This window comes from Paenibacillus sp. SORGH_AS_0306 (assembly GCF_030819345.1).
Classification (GTDB): domain Bacteria; phylum Bacillota; class Bacilli; order Paenibacillales; family Paenibacillaceae; genus Saccharibacillus; species Saccharibacillus kyungheensis.
Window position 1 is genome coordinate 952,340 of record NZ_JAUTBP010000001.1, and the last position, 14,833, is coordinate 967,172.

General features: G+C 38.8%; 25 protein-coding genes. 24 read left to right on the forward strand and 1 reads right to left on the reverse strand.

From position 1 onward, the window contains the following. The first annotated feature begins 42 nt into the window (after positions 1-42). From QE450_RS04130 to QE450_RS04160, 7 genes are all read left to right on the forward strand, one after another. Complete coding sequence (locus QE450_RS04130; RefSeq protein WP_307297187.1) at positions 43-324, forward strand: hypothetical protein; 282 nt, start codon at positions 43-45, stop codon at positions 322-324. Positions 325-482: 158 nt separating this feature from the next. Further along, positions 483-656: a hypothetical protein gene (locus QE450_RS04135; RefSeq protein WP_307297189.1), complete on the forward strand. Its 174-nt coding sequence runs from the start codon at positions 483-485 to the stop codon at positions 654-656. A 25-nt stretch (positions 657-681) separates the two neighbouring features. Then, positions 682-1,035: a hypothetical protein gene (locus tag QE450_RS04140; protein ID WP_307297190.1), complete on the forward strand. Its 354-nt coding sequence runs from the start codon at positions 682-684 to the stop codon at positions 1,033-1,035. Further along, positions 1,032-1,550, forward strand: a complete 519-nt coding sequence (locus QE450_RS04145) for a hypothetical protein (protein WP_307297192.1) — start codon at positions 1,032-1,034, stop codon at positions 1,548-1,550. Before QE450_RS04140 ends, QE450_RS04145 begins: the two co-directional genes overlap by 4 nt. Further along, positions 1,513-1,830: a hypothetical protein gene (locus QE450_RS04150; RefSeq protein WP_307297194.1), complete on the forward strand. Its 318-nt coding sequence runs from the start codon at positions 1,513-1,515 to the stop codon at positions 1,828-1,830. The genes QE450_RS04145 and QE450_RS04150 overlap by 38 nt, the downstream gene beginning before the upstream one ends. Positions 1,831-1,889: 59 nt before the next feature. Continuing rightward, positions 1,890-2,198 (forward strand): hypothetical protein, encoded by a 309-nt coding sequence (locus QE450_RS04155; RefSeq protein WP_307297196.1) that lies wholly within the window; start codon positions 1,890-1,892, stop codon positions 2,196-2,198. A 12-nt stretch (positions 2,199-2,210) separates the two neighbouring features. Then, positions 2,211-2,726, forward strand: coding sequence for a sigma factor-like helix-turn-helix DNA-binding protein (locus QE450_RS04160; protein WP_307297198.1), 516 nt, complete (start codon positions 2,211-2,213; stop codon positions 2,724-2,726). Between the two features lie 34 nt (positions 2,727-2,760). On the opposite strand, the gene QE450_RS04165 is transcribed toward QE450_RS04160, so the two are convergent. After that, positions 2,761-3,804 (reverse strand): hypothetical protein, encoded by a 1,044-nt coding sequence (locus QE450_RS04165; RefSeq protein ID WP_307297200.1) that lies wholly within the window; start codon positions 3,802-3,804, stop codon positions 2,761-2,763. A 128-nt stretch (positions 3,805-3,932) separates the two neighbouring features. On the opposite strand from QE450_RS04165, the gene QE450_RS04170 reads away from it, so the two are divergent. From QE450_RS04170 to QE450_RS04250, 17 genes are all read left to right on the forward strand, one after another. Next, positions 3,933-4,172 (forward strand): hypothetical protein, encoded by a 240-nt coding sequence (locus QE450_RS04170; RefSeq protein ID WP_307297201.1) that lies wholly within the window; start codon positions 3,933-3,935, stop codon positions 4,170-4,172. Between the two features lie 159 nt (positions 4,173-4,331). Next, positions 4,332-4,544 (forward strand): hypothetical protein, encoded by a 213-nt coding sequence (locus QE450_RS04175; RefSeq protein ID WP_307297202.1) that lies wholly within the window; start codon positions 4,332-4,334, stop codon positions 4,542-4,544. Between the two features lie 129 nt (positions 4,545-4,673). Then, complete coding sequence (locus QE450_RS04180; RefSeq protein WP_307297206.1) at positions 4,674-4,946, forward strand: hypothetical protein; 273 nt, start codon at positions 4,674-4,676, stop codon at positions 4,944-4,946. Positions 4,947-5,012: 66 nt separating this feature from the next. Then, positions 5,013-6,407 (forward strand): SGNH/GDSL hydrolase family protein, encoded by a 1,395-nt coding sequence (locus QE450_RS04185; RefSeq protein WP_307297207.1) that lies wholly within the window; start codon positions 5,013-5,015, stop codon positions 6,405-6,407. 3 nt (positions 6,408-6,410) lie between these two features. Next, positions 6,411-6,719, forward strand: a complete 309-nt coding sequence (locus QE450_RS04190) for an HNH endonuclease (protein WP_307297209.1) — start codon at positions 6,411-6,413, stop codon at positions 6,717-6,719. A 119-nt stretch (positions 6,720-6,838) separates the two neighbouring features. Next, on the forward strand, positions 6,839-7,210 hold the full coding sequence (locus QE450_RS04195; RefSeq protein ID WP_307297211.1) for a hypothetical protein: 372 nt from the start codon (positions 6,839-6,841) through the stop codon (positions 7,208-7,210). After that, positions 7,207-8,907, forward strand: coding sequence for a terminase large subunit (locus tag QE450_RS04200; protein ID WP_307297213.1), 1,701 nt, complete (start codon positions 7,207-7,209; stop codon positions 8,905-8,907). Before QE450_RS04195 ends, QE450_RS04200 begins: the two co-directional genes overlap by 4 nt. Next, on the forward strand, positions 8,904-10,163 hold the full coding sequence (locus tag QE450_RS04205) for a phage portal protein (protein WP_307297214.1): 1,260 nt from the start codon (positions 8,904-8,906) through the stop codon (positions 10,161-10,163). The genes QE450_RS04200 and QE450_RS04205 overlap by 4 nt, the downstream gene beginning before the upstream one ends. Then, positions 10,132-10,695 (forward strand): HK97 family phage prohead protease, encoded by a 564-nt coding sequence (locus QE450_RS04210; RefSeq protein ID WP_307297215.1) that lies wholly within the window; start codon positions 10,132-10,134, stop codon positions 10,693-10,695. The genes QE450_RS04205 and QE450_RS04210 overlap by 32 nt, the downstream gene beginning before the upstream one ends. A gap of 90 nt (positions 10,696-10,785) precedes the next feature. Continuing rightward, positions 10,786-12,096 carry a phage major capsid protein gene (locus QE450_RS04215; RefSeq protein WP_307297216.1) on the forward strand — a complete coding sequence of 437 codons (1,311 nt, stop codon included), beginning with the start codon at positions 10,786-10,788 and terminating at the stop codon, positions 12,094-12,096. Between the two features lie 25 nt (positions 12,097-12,121). Next, a complete protein-coding gene (locus tag QE450_RS04220) occupies positions 12,122-12,460 on the forward strand; it encodes a hypothetical protein (protein ID WP_307297218.1) in 339 nt (112 codons plus the stop codon). Next, positions 12,447-12,755 (forward strand): head-tail connector protein, encoded by a 309-nt coding sequence (locus QE450_RS04225; RefSeq protein ID WP_307297220.1) that lies wholly within the window; start codon positions 12,447-12,449, stop codon positions 12,753-12,755. The genes QE450_RS04220 and QE450_RS04225 overlap by 14 nt, the downstream gene beginning before the upstream one ends. Then, entirely contained in the window at positions 12,742-13,047 is a 306-nt protein-coding gene (locus QE450_RS04230) for a phage head-tail adapter protein (RefSeq protein WP_307297222.1), read from the forward strand. The genes QE450_RS04225 and QE450_RS04230 overlap by 14 nt, the downstream gene beginning before the upstream one ends. Further along, positions 13,044-13,418, forward strand: coding sequence for an HK97 gp10 family phage protein (locus QE450_RS04235; protein WP_307297223.1), 375 nt, complete (start codon positions 13,044-13,046; stop codon positions 13,416-13,418). Before QE450_RS04230 ends, QE450_RS04235 begins: the two co-directional genes overlap by 4 nt. Next, positions 13,418-13,753, forward strand: coding sequence for a hypothetical protein (locus QE450_RS04240; protein WP_307297224.1), 336 nt, complete (start codon positions 13,418-13,420; stop codon positions 13,751-13,753). Before QE450_RS04235 ends, QE450_RS04240 begins: the two co-directional genes overlap by 1 nt. An 8-nt stretch (positions 13,754-13,761) precedes the next feature. Then, the gene (locus tag QE450_RS04245; RefSeq protein ID WP_307297226.1) at positions 13,762-14,370 is read left to right on the forward strand and encodes a major tail protein; all 609 of its coding nucleotides are present in this window, start codon (positions 13,762-13,764) and stop codon (positions 14,368-14,370) included. Further along, entirely contained in the window at positions 14,370-14,732 is a 363-nt protein-coding gene (locus QE450_RS04250) for a hypothetical protein (protein ID WP_307297227.1), read from the forward strand. Before QE450_RS04245 ends, QE450_RS04250 begins: the two co-directional genes overlap by 1 nt. The last annotated feature ends 101 nt before the right edge of the window (positions 14,733-14,833 follow it).

The following is a 14,833-nucleotide window of genomic DNA, read 5'->3' on the forward strand; positions in this document are numbered from 1 at the left end:
TTTTTTCATCAAGCAAGAGCAACGCGGAGATCGGAGTAAAAAATGAATGCAAGCGAAGTCTGGAATCAACATTATCTTCGCCAGATCCGGGGATGGGAAGCGGCAATTGATGCCGATCAAGCCGAGATTGATCGGTGTAAAGAAATCGTTGAGAAAGTTTCCCGTAATTCTCTTAAAACGAAAGTCGCAACTGAACAAAAGGCATATGGCGATTTCTTAGAGTCAATAATCATTCCAAGATACAAGAAAAGCATCGTTGGATACCGACAAATCATTGCTGGTTTAGAAGAGCACTTATTGGATATAGAACCTACTTTATTTTGAGAGGATGAATAACGTGCAATTTATTAAATATGAATGTGAAAACTGTAGTCGTAAATTTGGAGTTGAAGCTGATCTGGAAGAACCAGCTTGCCCGGAATGTGGCGAAACAAACTGTGCGGAATTGGAATAGCTCAATCAGAGCAGAGGGAGAGATACACATGGCTGATAAAGAGAAGTTCTATAAAGGTTGTTGGGTTCAAGACAAAGCAGGAGTGTACGGAACAGTAAAACGTTGTCCTGAACATAGCGACTGGATATATGTCGATTTTGCATCACATAACGAATGGGTCAGATGTAGCAATCTAAAAATTGTTGAAGCAAGAACACTATAGTCAGCCTATAAAGGGGAGATAACCAATGATAGTTTTATCAAAGCTTAGCGGAAGAGCGTACGAAGATGTGTATTTAGAAGATGGAGTTTACCGCTCCAAAATTGATGATGGTTTAGAGTTAGATGAATGTGATGGTGAACGACTATACACAGTTAAAGAAATGCCAGGCGGAATAAGATGGATCAAATACGATAGTACTGATCGTTCAATCGAAAGTCACGTCAATCATTTAGTAAGTAATGGCTATAAAGTGCTGGTTGCACAGCATGCTGTTTTTGATGGAAAGTACTCATGGCATATCAACAATTCCCTTATAGGCGGCATGAAGTATTACGCAGTTATCAATTTGCCTGTAGAGGGAGGAGATACAGAGGTATGACACAACAACGGGATGCAAAGAAAGATTTAGAATTTCTGGATAAGTCGTGTGTTACAGCCGTATTTTCAATTTCTGAATACTGGATCAAAGAATCAGAAAAAATGAAAGCTAGAACCAATCAGTTAGCTTCTGAATCATCTAAACAATTCGTTGCTATGACAAATGCTTTAATGCGTGCAGAAGCCGCAGAGCAGGAGTTAGAAGCTCAACGTATACGGGCAGATAAAGCGGAGGAAGAAGCGAAACATCAGGAAAGCAGGGCAAAAAGATATTGTAATGATTATCATGAAGCGTGCCGTTTCCAATTGGAATATGGTAGACAGGCAGAATTAGCGGAGCAGGAACGGGATAAGCTCAAGGAACTCGTTAACACGATAGATGAAGCACTAGACGAAGAATTCAAACTTGGCGGATGGGATGATTTCATGAATCTGATCCACAAGGAAATCACAGCCTACCGAGAAGGGAGTAATACAGATGAACATACCAGTAATAGCATTCAAAGCCAAGAATAAAGACAATCGCTTTTTATGCGATGGACAAGATTGTTTCGATTGGGAAGATGAGTTCGGCGATGTTACAGATATTTCAGAAGCTTTACTTATTGTTAGCAAGGATTTGAGCAAGCCTGATAAAAAAAACATCGAAGAATTTTACAAATGGATGTCACTGCTATCTTTGAGCAATAACAATTTGAGCAATAACATACAGTTCATCAAAGACAATTATGATCCGGTCGATCTTGAAATCACACCAGAGCAATTAGCAACTGTTAGAGAACGGAATGAATGGTAAGTCTATAACACACAGGGGCAGTGCTACTGTCCCTACTTTATTCATAAGGAGATATCAATATGGCTAAATTAGAAACTCGTCAAGAACGCGCAGATCGCATGGCAGCGGTCAATAAGAAATCTACAACAGACTTCAAAGCTAAAATTTTAGGCAAGCAAGAAATGGTTACGGCAAAAGAATATTGGGTTTGGACAAAGAAAGCAGAATATCAAGATACACGCCGTAGGGCGAAGGCTGGTGAGCAGATACATGCAGATATGCTGTATAAGGCTCCAAGATTCATGCTGGATGATGGGCTGATTGTGGATGCAGCAGACGAAGGTGTAGAAGTTATTGAAGGACAGTCTGATTTATTCGGATATGTGTAAGGGGGATATAGAATGATACCAGAGAAGCTACCAGACGGCGCACATTGGACGCTTCCGCCAGCTACGACACTCAGTTACCGTCAGGCTAGAAATCAGCTACAGAAGCTTTACAAGACGGCAGATGCAGACGATAAGAAACTGATTAGCGGTATGATTAGTGATTGCGAATATGCGATGCAATGGCTAGAAACGGGTAGACAACCGGGTAATAAGCGTGGAATTGAGCGCAGATCAGCCTATCAACGGGAAAAGCTAGTTGATCCTATACGGATGCAGTCATTTGTGCAGGGTTCTAATGCCGGTAGTCCATCTAACTTGTCAGAATATCAAAGATTCCAAATCGAAGATGCGCTATCTCGGCTTTCTCCACGTGAGCGGGAATGTTATACAATGGCTCATGGTGATTGTTTATCACTGGGAAGGATAGCCTTACTTTTGAATATTAAGAAATCCACCGTTCAATCTTATGTAGAATCTGCACAAATAAAAATTTCAGAAGATCTTTATTCTAGTTTGTTTTTAATTTAGCAAAAAAAGTCCGCATATATGCGGACTTTTTTTGCTAAGTAGTATTATCTTTGTTAATAATTTTATCTAAAAAATCGGGAACAAACCTTTCACTAAATCCAGCAATAATACTTAATACACAAAGCGCTGAGATATTTTTTATAGAGAATAAAGTAATAAGTTCTGATTGTATCAACAGAACAAGTATTATTCCAAATATTATTCCCAACAACAACCTAGATATTGATTCAGTCCCAATGGCTAAAGGAGATAAGAGGAAATCAACAGTTATCTTATCATTTCGTTGAATAACTGAAATTACAGAGCCTAAGGTTCCACCAGCTGCGCCTATTATTAAGTTGCTAATAATTTCAGGTATAACGTAGGAAAAATAGAAGTAAAAACATAAAAATATAATAACAAGACCTAGTGTACTTATTAATAATAATATGTTAAATTTTACCCTTGCAGTGGCACGTTCTTTAATGGAATTTTCGATCTCACTAAATTGAGCAGAACTGCGATCAGGATCTTGAAGAATGTTTGAATTAGTCATTGCGACAGCAAGATTACGATTTATGAGCTCTCTGTTTACACCGTTAAGTAGTGAATTAGATAAGCTATGCAATCTTCTAAACTCCGAAAATGAAATTACCATATACTCTGGCAATCCTTCATAATACCATCTTAACTCTTTATTTCGTTCCATATAAATAGTGATATTTGAAGATGAAGAAACGAAAACTGTACCCAAATTAATTTTCTTTCTTACAAAGTCTTTAGCGTAAGATAATTCATTTACAATTCTTGTTTTGTAATCGGAAAATTCAGGACGCTGGGGAATATTTAGACATGCTGTAATTGACCTGAATAAAACTTCATAACAAACTTTCTCATGAAATTTAGGTACTTCTGTGCTAATTAAAGCCTCTATTTTTGTACACTCTAAAACTAGAACACTTGTTAGATCATCCGGTAAATCTTTCCATGACCACTCTAAGTATCCTTTAGGAGATCGATGAATTTGAAAAGTACCAGATTGAAAAAGCAAACTACTTTCATTTATAGTTTGCTCAGTTTTTGGTTCATTATCATTCACTTTATAATTCACCTCATCAGGAATTAAAAATTATCATTACATATATATTATATTATTTCCCCGTACGAATGCCACCTATAAGTGAAAGCTATTAATAAACAACTACTTATAGGAAGGAGTAAACTAATATGCCTTATGGATATATTGATAAAACAGACAAAGCAGTATTTCATGTTATTGAAGATCGTTCAGAAGCGATTGAAAATTCAGTACATGAAATTGCAGTAGAATATAGCGGTTCTCATGAGAATGGATATCCTACAGATGCAGACGGACGACAAATTGTTGTCTATTCGGAAACAATGACTGAAAAGGAAGGCTTAGAAATTCCTGAATTGGTCGCAAAAGCAATCAGACACTTAAAATAAAATAACTCTTTTTCACACACAAAAGATCGGGTCTATATCCGGTCTTTTTTTCATGCAGATAGGGATATAGTGGTTCGACTCCACTAATTTGCTTAAATTCACTTAATATTAAATAATTTACCTCAAAATCCGATATATGGGTTTAGAGGAGGTGAAGAAATGTCAAACATAATAACAATAAAAAATGAAGATATCAGTACATGTCCGCAATGCAACGGGAATTTAACATACCAAGAACGTTGGGATGATTTATTTGATCGTTATGATCACAATACTCCTGCAATGGACATGGTAATTACTCGTTTACAAAATGAACGAGAGCCAAAGTATATATGTGATGATTGCCAAGTTAAAATACTTGTTTCTCCATAGTTGAGTAAACAATAGTGAAGTCATTCCTAAAGGAATGGCTTTTTAATTATTATATGTTTATAAATGGGAATTATATATTATGCTAGGTGAGTATTTAAATAATTCTTCGAGGTGATATTATGGAAATTATTGAAAGGCAAAAATTTAAGATGTTCTATTTTACAAGAGTTGTATGATGTATATCACAAAAATAAAAAAGGCTTTCTAGTAATTCCTACACAGGGAGAGCCGTTAAACGATTTAGAAGTTTTTAATGCTTATAAATACCTAAACGATAAAAAATATATTAGTTTTCAGTTACAGGGTAGAAACGCACCTGGAAACAAAAACTATCAAGTTTATATACTTTTTCAAGGTATTGATGTTGTAGAAAGTTGGGAAGAAGGTAATAAAAAATTATAAGTTTTTGCATTTAAGTCGTTCCTAAGGGGACGGCTTTTTTATTTTATAAAAAGGAGTTGAGAATAAATGAATAATAGTCACTTGGGTCAACAGGTTATGAAAGCTGTATTGCTTGTAGAAGATAATAATGAACTGAAAGTATTCAGTCCTAGCGGATCGAAGCCGTTAAATCAAAGTGTTCAATCAGGAACCATGCCATTAATGCTTATGGTAGCTGGTGAAGATGGACAGATGCGAACGGCTAAACATAGCGATCTAGGCGGTGGCCAGCCACTAGTAGAACCAGTAAACACAATCGTCATTGATGGTGACTCAATTACAGCTTTGAATAATGTAGCTACTCACTATTCAGACCGTGGATACTTCACTTGGCTTAATGCTTTCCTGGGGCAATCCTTTACATTGGTCAAGAATGTAGGCGGAAGCGGACAACGTTCTGATCAGATCCTTGCCAGGTTAAATGATACGATTGCGCTGAGTCCTGATTATATCTTTGTAATGTTTGGTGTGAATGATTTCAGCCAAAACAAAACAGCCGCTTTCGTTCTCAACAATATGAAAGAGTACATCAAGCGTGCTCAGTCTGCTGGTATTCGTGTGATTGCATCTACAGCTACACCAACCAGTAAGTGGACCACACAACAACAAAAGACGGAATACTATCGTTATAACCGTGCATTGAAAGAATATGCCAGAACACAACCAGGTCTGATCTTGGTAGATATGGGTTCTGCTTATCTAACTCAAGATGCTACAGCAGCGGCATTGAATCATACAGTAGATGAAACCCATCCTAGTGCACTCGGTGCAGTTAAGATGGCTAAGATAGCAGCGGCAGAGATCAAGAAGCATATCACATTAGTACCATCTACTCTTAGTCGTTCAAAGGATGATCCAGATAATCTATTGGTCAACGGAGTCATGTATGGCACGGGAGGAAGTACAGCACAAGGTACAGGCGCTACTGTATCAGGTACAGTACCAGATGGTTGGGTACTGGGTGGTTATGTGTCAGGTACTACAGTGACAGCAACCAAGAAAGCAAATGTCGACTATCCGGGAGATCACTTGTATGTGTCATTGGTAGGAGGAACCAACTTAGGCAATGCTCTATTATATCGTGAAGTATCACCAGCCACTCAACCGCTAAGTGTATGGGCAGTAGGCGATAATGTATATGGGCAGATTGAATTGGAGATTGCTGTTGGTAGTGATATTACAAATATAGAGTTCGGGATTGATTGCCGTACTAATAGTCCATCTGCTACTGTGGCGCAGTACTATGGTTTATTCCATGAGTCAGCAGCACCGAACTTATCCTACTCACCTTCAGGCAGATTGACGCTAAGGACTCCTACATTCAAAGTACCAGCAACAGTAGACCGACTGAGGTTGCTACTTCGAATCACAGGAACTAAAGCAGATTACGATGTTTATCTGGCTGATCTGAGAAAGGCATAACCGATGAAAGAATTCGCTAAGAAATTCTATAAGTCGAAAGCATGGGAGAAATGCAGACAATCTTATATTGTCAGTGTTCATGGACTCTGTGAGATTTGTGGAGCACCAGGAAAGATTGTACATCACAAAATATATCTTACTCCTGAAAATATAAATAATTCTATGATTACTCTGAATCATTCTAACCTTCAATTACATTGTCAGACTTGCCATAATCAGGAGCATCACGGCAATAAAGAAGCCTTAGAAAAGGGTTTAATATTCGATAATTATGGAAATTTAATTAAAAATACAGATTATTTGAAAGAATAAAATTGGATATCCCCCCCTTTTCTTTATTTTTTTTAAAACTGAGGGGACCGGTGAGGGGAGTTTCAAAAAACACACAGGTCACTCTATAGGGGGGTGTGGTCTCTAGGGGAGGATGAAATATGGCGGCTAGAGAGGAATCAGTTGAGTCGTCCAAACAAGAGAAGATTAAAAAGGAGATCGCGAGACTTCGGAGACAGTTCAGTGAACTTGACACGAAAACCAAAAACATCGCAGTTTCTTTAATAAGTAATGCCGCTTTCATGTCTGTGACCTTGCAGGAATTGCAAGATACCATTAATGAAAATGGTGCAGTTAGTGAATATCAGAATGGCGAGAATCAATGGGGCACCAAAAAGTCTCCAGAAGTAGAAATTTATAATACCATGATCAAAAATCATAGCGTGATTATGAAACAGCTTACCGATCTTCGACCTAAAGCAGTACCAAAGAAGGACGACGATGGGTTTGATGAATTCGTGAATAGCCGATGAGTACTTTACGCAAAAAATATCCGTTGGTGCATAATCCTATTATCGATTATTGGGATAGAATTGAATCGGGAAAAGAAATCGTTGGAGATAAAGTGCGTCGTGTATATAAGCAATTAGCCAAAGACGTATACGATGTGGATAGTGTGTATGAATACTCTCCTAGCAAAGCCAATCATGCCATTGAGTTCATCGAAAATTTTTGTAAGCATAGTAAAGGTAAATGGGGCGGCAAGTCGATTGATTTGGAATTGTGGCAACAAGCCTTTATTGCAGCTACTTTTGGATTTGTTCACAAAATAGATGGCACTCGTAAATATCGTGAAGTCTTTTTGGTGGTTGCCCGGAAGAATGGTAAATCTACGTTAGCTTCGGGAATCGGTCTTTATCTTCAAGTGGCAGATGGTGAACCAGGTAGCGAAGTATATGCAGTAGCTACCAAAAAAGATCAAGCGAAATTAGTCTGGATGGAAGCCAAGAGAATGGTGAAAAAATCACCAACATTACTCAAGCGAATTAAGCCATTGGTCAGTGAATTAGTATCAGATTGGAATGACAGCTCTTTTAAACCGCTAGGTTCTGATTCGGATACCTTAGATGGGTTGAACGTACATGGTGCATTACTTGATGAAATTCACGCTTGGAAAGATAAGAATCTTTATGATGTTATTGTCGATGGTACAAGTTCACGGGAGCAACCCCTATTGGTAATGATCACAACAGCGGGTACGGTTCGAGAAGCTGTATATGATCAGAAATATAGTGAGTCTGAAATGATCTTAAATGGATATGGTGATTCCGATGGATATCACGATGATCGTTTTCTTCCCATCGTTTATGAGTTAGATGATCGATTAGAATGGACCAATTCAGTGAATTGGAGAAAAGCCAATCCGGGATTAGGTACAATCAAAAAAGAAGATCAGCTACGAACGAAAGTGAATAAAGCTATAGCCAATTCGATGCTTGTTAAAAATTTACTGACCAAAGATTTTAATGTGCGTGAAACAAGCGCAGAGTCTTGGTTATCCTTTGAAGATATTAATAACATGGAAACTTTTGATATGGAAGAATTACGTGATTGTTATGCGGTGGGTGGTGTCGATCTTTCCAGTACAACTGACCTTAGCTGTGCGACTCTATTAATCATGAAGCCTTCAACGGGTAAAATTTACGGAATCCAAATGTATTTTCTACCTGAAGAATTGGTGGAGTTAAGAAAGACAGAAGATAAAATACCTTATGATATTTGGTCAGATCGTGGGCTATTGCGATTGTGTCCGGGAAATAAAGTCAATTATTCTGATGTCACACTTTGGTTTTTGGAAATGGTCAATAAATATGAGATTCGCCCTCTTTGGGTTGGCTATGATCCGTGGGGTTCACAATATTGGATTCAAGAAATGAAAGATCATGGTTTTGAACTTTCTATTGTTCGTCAAGGGGCACAGACATTATCTCAACCGATGAAGGAAATGGGCGCTGATCTTAAGGCAAAGCTGATCAACTATAATAATAACCCTATTACTAAATGGTGTTTAACGAATACAGCAGTGAAACATGATGATAATGATAATATTCGCCCGATCAAGGGCAAGAATAAGAGACAGCGCATTGATGGCGCTGTCTCTTTGTTGATTGCATATACTGTTTTCTTTAATAACATGAATGATTATAAAGCAATGATGAGTGAGAGGTGAGTCAACTGGGTATTTGGTCGAAAATGTTTGGAAGTTTTGCGAATACGACCGACACAGAAAAACCGTATGCTCAATATCAATCTATTTCAGGATACACGCCAACATTTCGTGGATTTGGAGACAATGCTTATGCGTCTGATGTAGTGCGTTCAACCATACACGCAATTGCAAGCAATGCAGCCAAATTAAAACCGAAGCATGTTCGCAAACTAGATGGTGAAATTCAAAGACCGGGCAAAACGATTGAACGTTTACTGTCTGTTCGTCCAAATCCTCATATGAATGCATACGACTTTTTCTACAAAGTAGTCACACAATTATATTTGAGAAGTAACGCTTTTATCTTAATTCAAAGTGACGGTATGCGAGTTGCTGGATTTTATCCGATCGTGTCTAATACCGTAGAGCTGCTGGAATATCAAGATGAACTATATTTGAAGTTTTATTTTGCTGGCGGTCGTCAAATGACTGTTCATTATGACGAAGTTATTCACTTGCGGAGACATTTTAACACGTCGGATCTTTTTGGAGACAGTGCAGATATCCCACTTTTACCTACGTTAGAACTCATTAATACCAGTAATCAGGGAATAATGAATGCGATTAAATCGTCAGCATTTTTGCGAGGGATATTGAAGTTTACAGGGATGTTAAGCCCTACGGATATGAAGAGGCAACGTGATATCTTTGTCAAAGATTATATGGATATTTCGAATAATGGAGGTGTAGCCGCAGCTGATTCCAAAATGGACTATACCGAATTGAAAACAAGTCCAGTTGTGATTGATTCTAAACAGATGGATATCATCGAAAAGAAAGTTTATAAGTTCTTCGGTATTCATGAAGGTATTGTGATGGCGAAGTATTCAGAAGATGAATGGAATGCTTTCTACGAGTCAGTATTAGAACCTCTAGCTGTACAGATGAGTCTTGAGTTCACGTCCAAAGTATTTACAGACAATGAACAAGCTCATGGCAATGAGATTGTGTTCGAAGCTAACCGCTTACAGTATGCATCCAACACGACTAAACTAAGTGTCGTCACTATGATGGTTGATCGTGGAATGATGAGCCTGAATCAAGGACTGGAAGTGTTCAATATGGCTCCGGTGGAAGATGGCGACAAACGGATTATCTCACTTAATTTTGTAGATGCATCTAAAGCCAATGAATATCAAGTAGGTCAAACGGATGATCCGAAAGGGAAGGAGGTGGATCAAGTAAATGACGATGATGATCAAACCGAAGACGGTTGAAGAAATCTTTCGCAAAGACAGAGATTATCGATTCTTTCAACAGTTTGAAATTAGGGCAGCCGGTACAGAAGGTTCCGGTGAAAGTCAGGAACTGTTTGTAGAAGGATATGCTTGTCGATTCAATGAGCAAACCGTTCTATTTGAATACGATGGCATTGAATATAAAGAACAAGTCGATGATCGAGCCTTTGATGGAGCCAATATGAGTGATGTGATTTTTAATTACAATCATGGAGGTAAAGTCATTGCACGCACACGTAATCAAACCTTGTCTTTAACAACAGATAAGAGTGGGCTGTACATCCGTGCCAAACTCGATGGAACCGCAGAAGGTCGTCAGCTATATGAAGAAATTCAAGGCGGTTACATCGATCGTATGAGTTATGCCTATATTGCAGAAGAATCTGCATACGATTCAACAAACCATATCCGCACGATCCGCAAGATCAAGCGGTTATTTGATGTGTCTGCGGTCGATATTCCTGCATATGATACGACCAATATTTCAGCTCGGTCTTTTTGTGAGTGCTGAACAAGAAATTAAAAATGCAGAGCTTTTGGCTAAACGTCGTAAACGACTTTCTATGCAATCTAAATTTTAATTATCAGGGGGAACACACGAATGTTCAAAAAAGAAAAACGAGTAGGCTCTTTAAAAATGAATCTGCAATTATTTGCAGGCCCAACACGCTTGGGAGAAATTGAAAAGCGTAAAGGCGAAATCCAAACGTTATTATCTAGTGAAGATGATCTGACTTTGGATCGTTTGGACGAACTGGATAAAGAGCTTCGTGAATTGGATGAAGAAAAATCCAAATTGGAACGCCGTCAAAAAATTGCAGGTGGAATTAATACTGGCACGATTACAGCTAATCCTATGGGTACCTTATTGCCATCAGGTGGTAATACAGAACAGCGTCATGCGGTAGATTTGAAATGGGAACAAGCGATTGAAACTCCTGAATATCGTTCAGCGTGGGCACGGGATATGATGGGTATAGCTTTGGAAGAAGAACAGCGTTCTATGTATGACCGTGTCAATGTAGAGTATCGTGATTTTACGCATAATACTGAAAACTCTGCTGTGTTAATCCCGACTACGGTTTCTGCTGGTATTTGGAAGCGTGCAGAAGAAGGATATCCACTCTGGGCAGATGTTGATAAATTGCGAGTGCGCGGAAATCTTACAATGAAAAAATCAGACGGAAACGCTATTGATGCACGCTGGTATGACGAGCCGACTAAAGTGGTTACGGATAAATTAGGATTCGGCACAATGGACTTGACTGGCTGTGAATTAGCTAAAGCGATTGAGGTTACTTGGAAACTTAAGAAAATGGCTGTGAATGATTTTGTGGATTATATCATTAAAGAAATTGGCGATCGCATGGGTATTGCGCTTTCTTATGCTGTCTATGCTGGTCGAGGAAAGCCAGGAGCAGGCGAGGTATTCAAGCCAGAACCAAATGGCATTAAAACCGCTCTTGCGAACCAAACAAATACACCACAAATTATTGAATACACATCAAATAGTCTTAGCTATACCAATCTTACAGCAGCTATGGGTGGTATCCATTCTTCCTATGCAGCAGGTGTGAATATCTATGCAAGTAATACAACGATTTGGAACATGTTAGCAACCATGTCGGATGCGATGGGTAGACCATTGTTCGTCACTGACGTGACAGCAAATGGTGTAGGACGAATCTTTGGTAGAACGATCAAACCAGATGCGTCTATTCCAGAAGGTGAAATTTTGTTCGGTAACCCAAGCTCAGGATACCTAGCAAATATCAATGAAGATATTACGATGTATACCGAAGATCATATTCGTGAGCGGATCACAGACTATATGGGCTATACTATTGTCGATGGGGATGTAAGGGATACTAAGGCATTTGTGATCTTACGGACAAAAGTAGCTACAGCATAATTAAAATCAGAAAGGAATTTGCGATATGAAGCATATAGTATTAAAAGAATTTCGGGATGCCCACACTGGTAGGATTATGATTCCTGGTCAAGCTATTGTTGAAACGGATCATTTGCGTATTCAAGCATTAGCGGACTCAGGGTTTATTGCAATGCCTATTGAATTGGTAGATGTTGATCCAGTCGACCAGATGATATTCCCACATCACGTTGGCGGTGCATATTACGAATTGTCTAATGGTGAGAAGGTCAAAGGAAAAGAAGCAGCAGAAGAAGCGGAGAAGGCTTTAAAAGAAGTGCTTATAGCTCCTTCTGATGTAACAGAACCAACCGTATCAGGTGGCGATTTAGATGGGGATACTTGATAAAGCAAAAACGGCTCTTCGTATCAGTCAAAGTACGACTTCATACGATGAGGAAATAGCAGATTTGATTGAAGCAGCAAGGCATGATTTGAAATTAGCTGGTGTATTACCAGTTAAAGCGGATTCGGATGAGGATTCGCTTATTCGTCGTGCCTTGATTGTTTATGTGAAAGCGAATTTCGGATGGGACAATCCCGATTCGGAAAAACTAACTCAATCCTATCTGATGATCAAAAATCATTTACTTTTATCTCAAGAATATACTGAGGTGATAGTGATCAATGTTATTTCGTGATGAACTTAAATTAATTACGTTTCCAGTAATGACAGATGAGATCGGAAACGAACTACCTGGATCACCTGTAGAAAGATTGGTTTTTACTAATAAAGTTTCGATTCAGCGTAATGAATTTTATCAAGCCGCTCTTACTGAGTTCCGACCTGAGATATCTTTTCAGATCAGAACAATTGAATATGGTGGGGAAAAATGGATCAGACATGAAGAGATTGATTACAAATTGATACGGACGTATAGCAAAAATCAAGAAATTACAGAGCTAGTATGTGAAAGGGCGGATCGGCAATGACTGCTATTGATGATTTATCACGCAATATTATGGAATCGGTTATCAATTATGCGGACAATGTTTCTGTTGCTGTAGATAATAAAGTAAAAGTGGCGGCAGAAGCCGTTCGAAATGAAGCCGCTGCAAATGCACCTAAAAAGAGCGGCAATTATGCTAAAGGATTTATCATCACTAAGCGTAAAATCGGTGGACAACAGAAGCTAGTCGTATGGAATAAGAAATATTATAATCTTGTCCATTTGTTGGAGAAGGGACATGCCAAGAAAAATGGCGGACGAGTCTTAGGCATCCCTCATTTAATACCAGCATTTGAACGTCACGCTGCTCAACTTTTGAATGACATTAGGCAAGTGATAAGGAACGGTGGATAATGACGCAGCCAGAACTATATGAACATCTTAAGTCACTGGGATATCCGGTGGCTTATTCGCATTTCACAGCAACAGAAAATAGTCCGGTACCGAATCCGCCCTATCTGATTTATTTGTTTTCATATTCAAGTGACGTGATGGCAGACAATCAGAATTTTGTACCAATCAGCACCTTTCAGGTGGAATTGTATACAGCCAAGAAAGATTTGGGCGCTGAAAAATTAGTCCAGGATAAATTAAAAGCGATTCGTATGCCTTACAGCAAAACAGAAATATTTATCGAGACAGAAAATTTATACCAAGTCGTTTACGACATCAAACTTATGGGAGAGTGAATTTTAAAATGGCAGAAAATAAGGTAACTTACGGTTTAGAAAATGTTCACGTAGCTTTTGAAACAGAGGCTTCAACAGACGCAGTACCAGCTTGGGAAAAGCCTATTCATATTCCAGGGGCAGTACGCTGGACACCAACCGCTGTGGGCGATGAAGTCGTATTCTATGCGGATAACGGAGCTTATTGGAGACTAACAGCCAACAATGGATACACTGGTGAACTTGAAATGGCAAACGTTATTGATGAAATTAAAGCAATGATGTTGGGCTGGTTGATTGATAACAATAAAGCGATTGTCGAAGATGCCAATGGTACACCTAGAAAATTCGCTTTAATGTTCCAGATTCAAGGCGATGCTTACGCTCGTCGATCAGTCTATTACAGATGCCAGGTATCTAGCCGCCCAGCAAAAGAGCAAACGACCAAAAACGAAAGCATCACACCAAACACAGATGTTTTAGGCATGTCGGCTACACCAATCAAAGTGGCTGACAAAATGGTTCCGCGTGCTGATCTTCCGGCGGGTTCTGACGCCTATGAGAAATTTTTTGACGGTGTATATATTCCTGTATTTACGACCCCGACTACATCTAAAACCTCGGGAGGTACGGCATAATGCGCGAACTTTTATTTGGTGAAACGAAGGTAACAATCAAAGCATCGCCTTTGACTCCTTTGTTATATCGTCAGTCATTTAATTCCGATATTTTGCAAGATGTAATCAAGCTTCAAAGTATGCAAGATGGTATTGAGAATTTAGATATCATTGTTCTATTACAAATTGCTTATGCTATGGCGAAATCAGCAGCTTATGGAAAAGAATTTCCTAGTAGTTTCGAAAAGTGGTTATCTGAATTAGACGGAGCTGATTTCTCAGATCCAGAATTCATGTTGGGAATTGTAGAGGAAGCAATGCAAGGCTTGTTTCGCAAAGGTTTCTCCAACGTCCAACAAGCAGCCAACAAACAAAAACACTAAGCCTGTTAACTTTGAGACCGATCTTCTTGCACTCAGCAAGCGGATCGGTCTTAGTTTTTTAGAATTGAATGAACTAACTGTAGAAAGTCTTTTTCAAATCG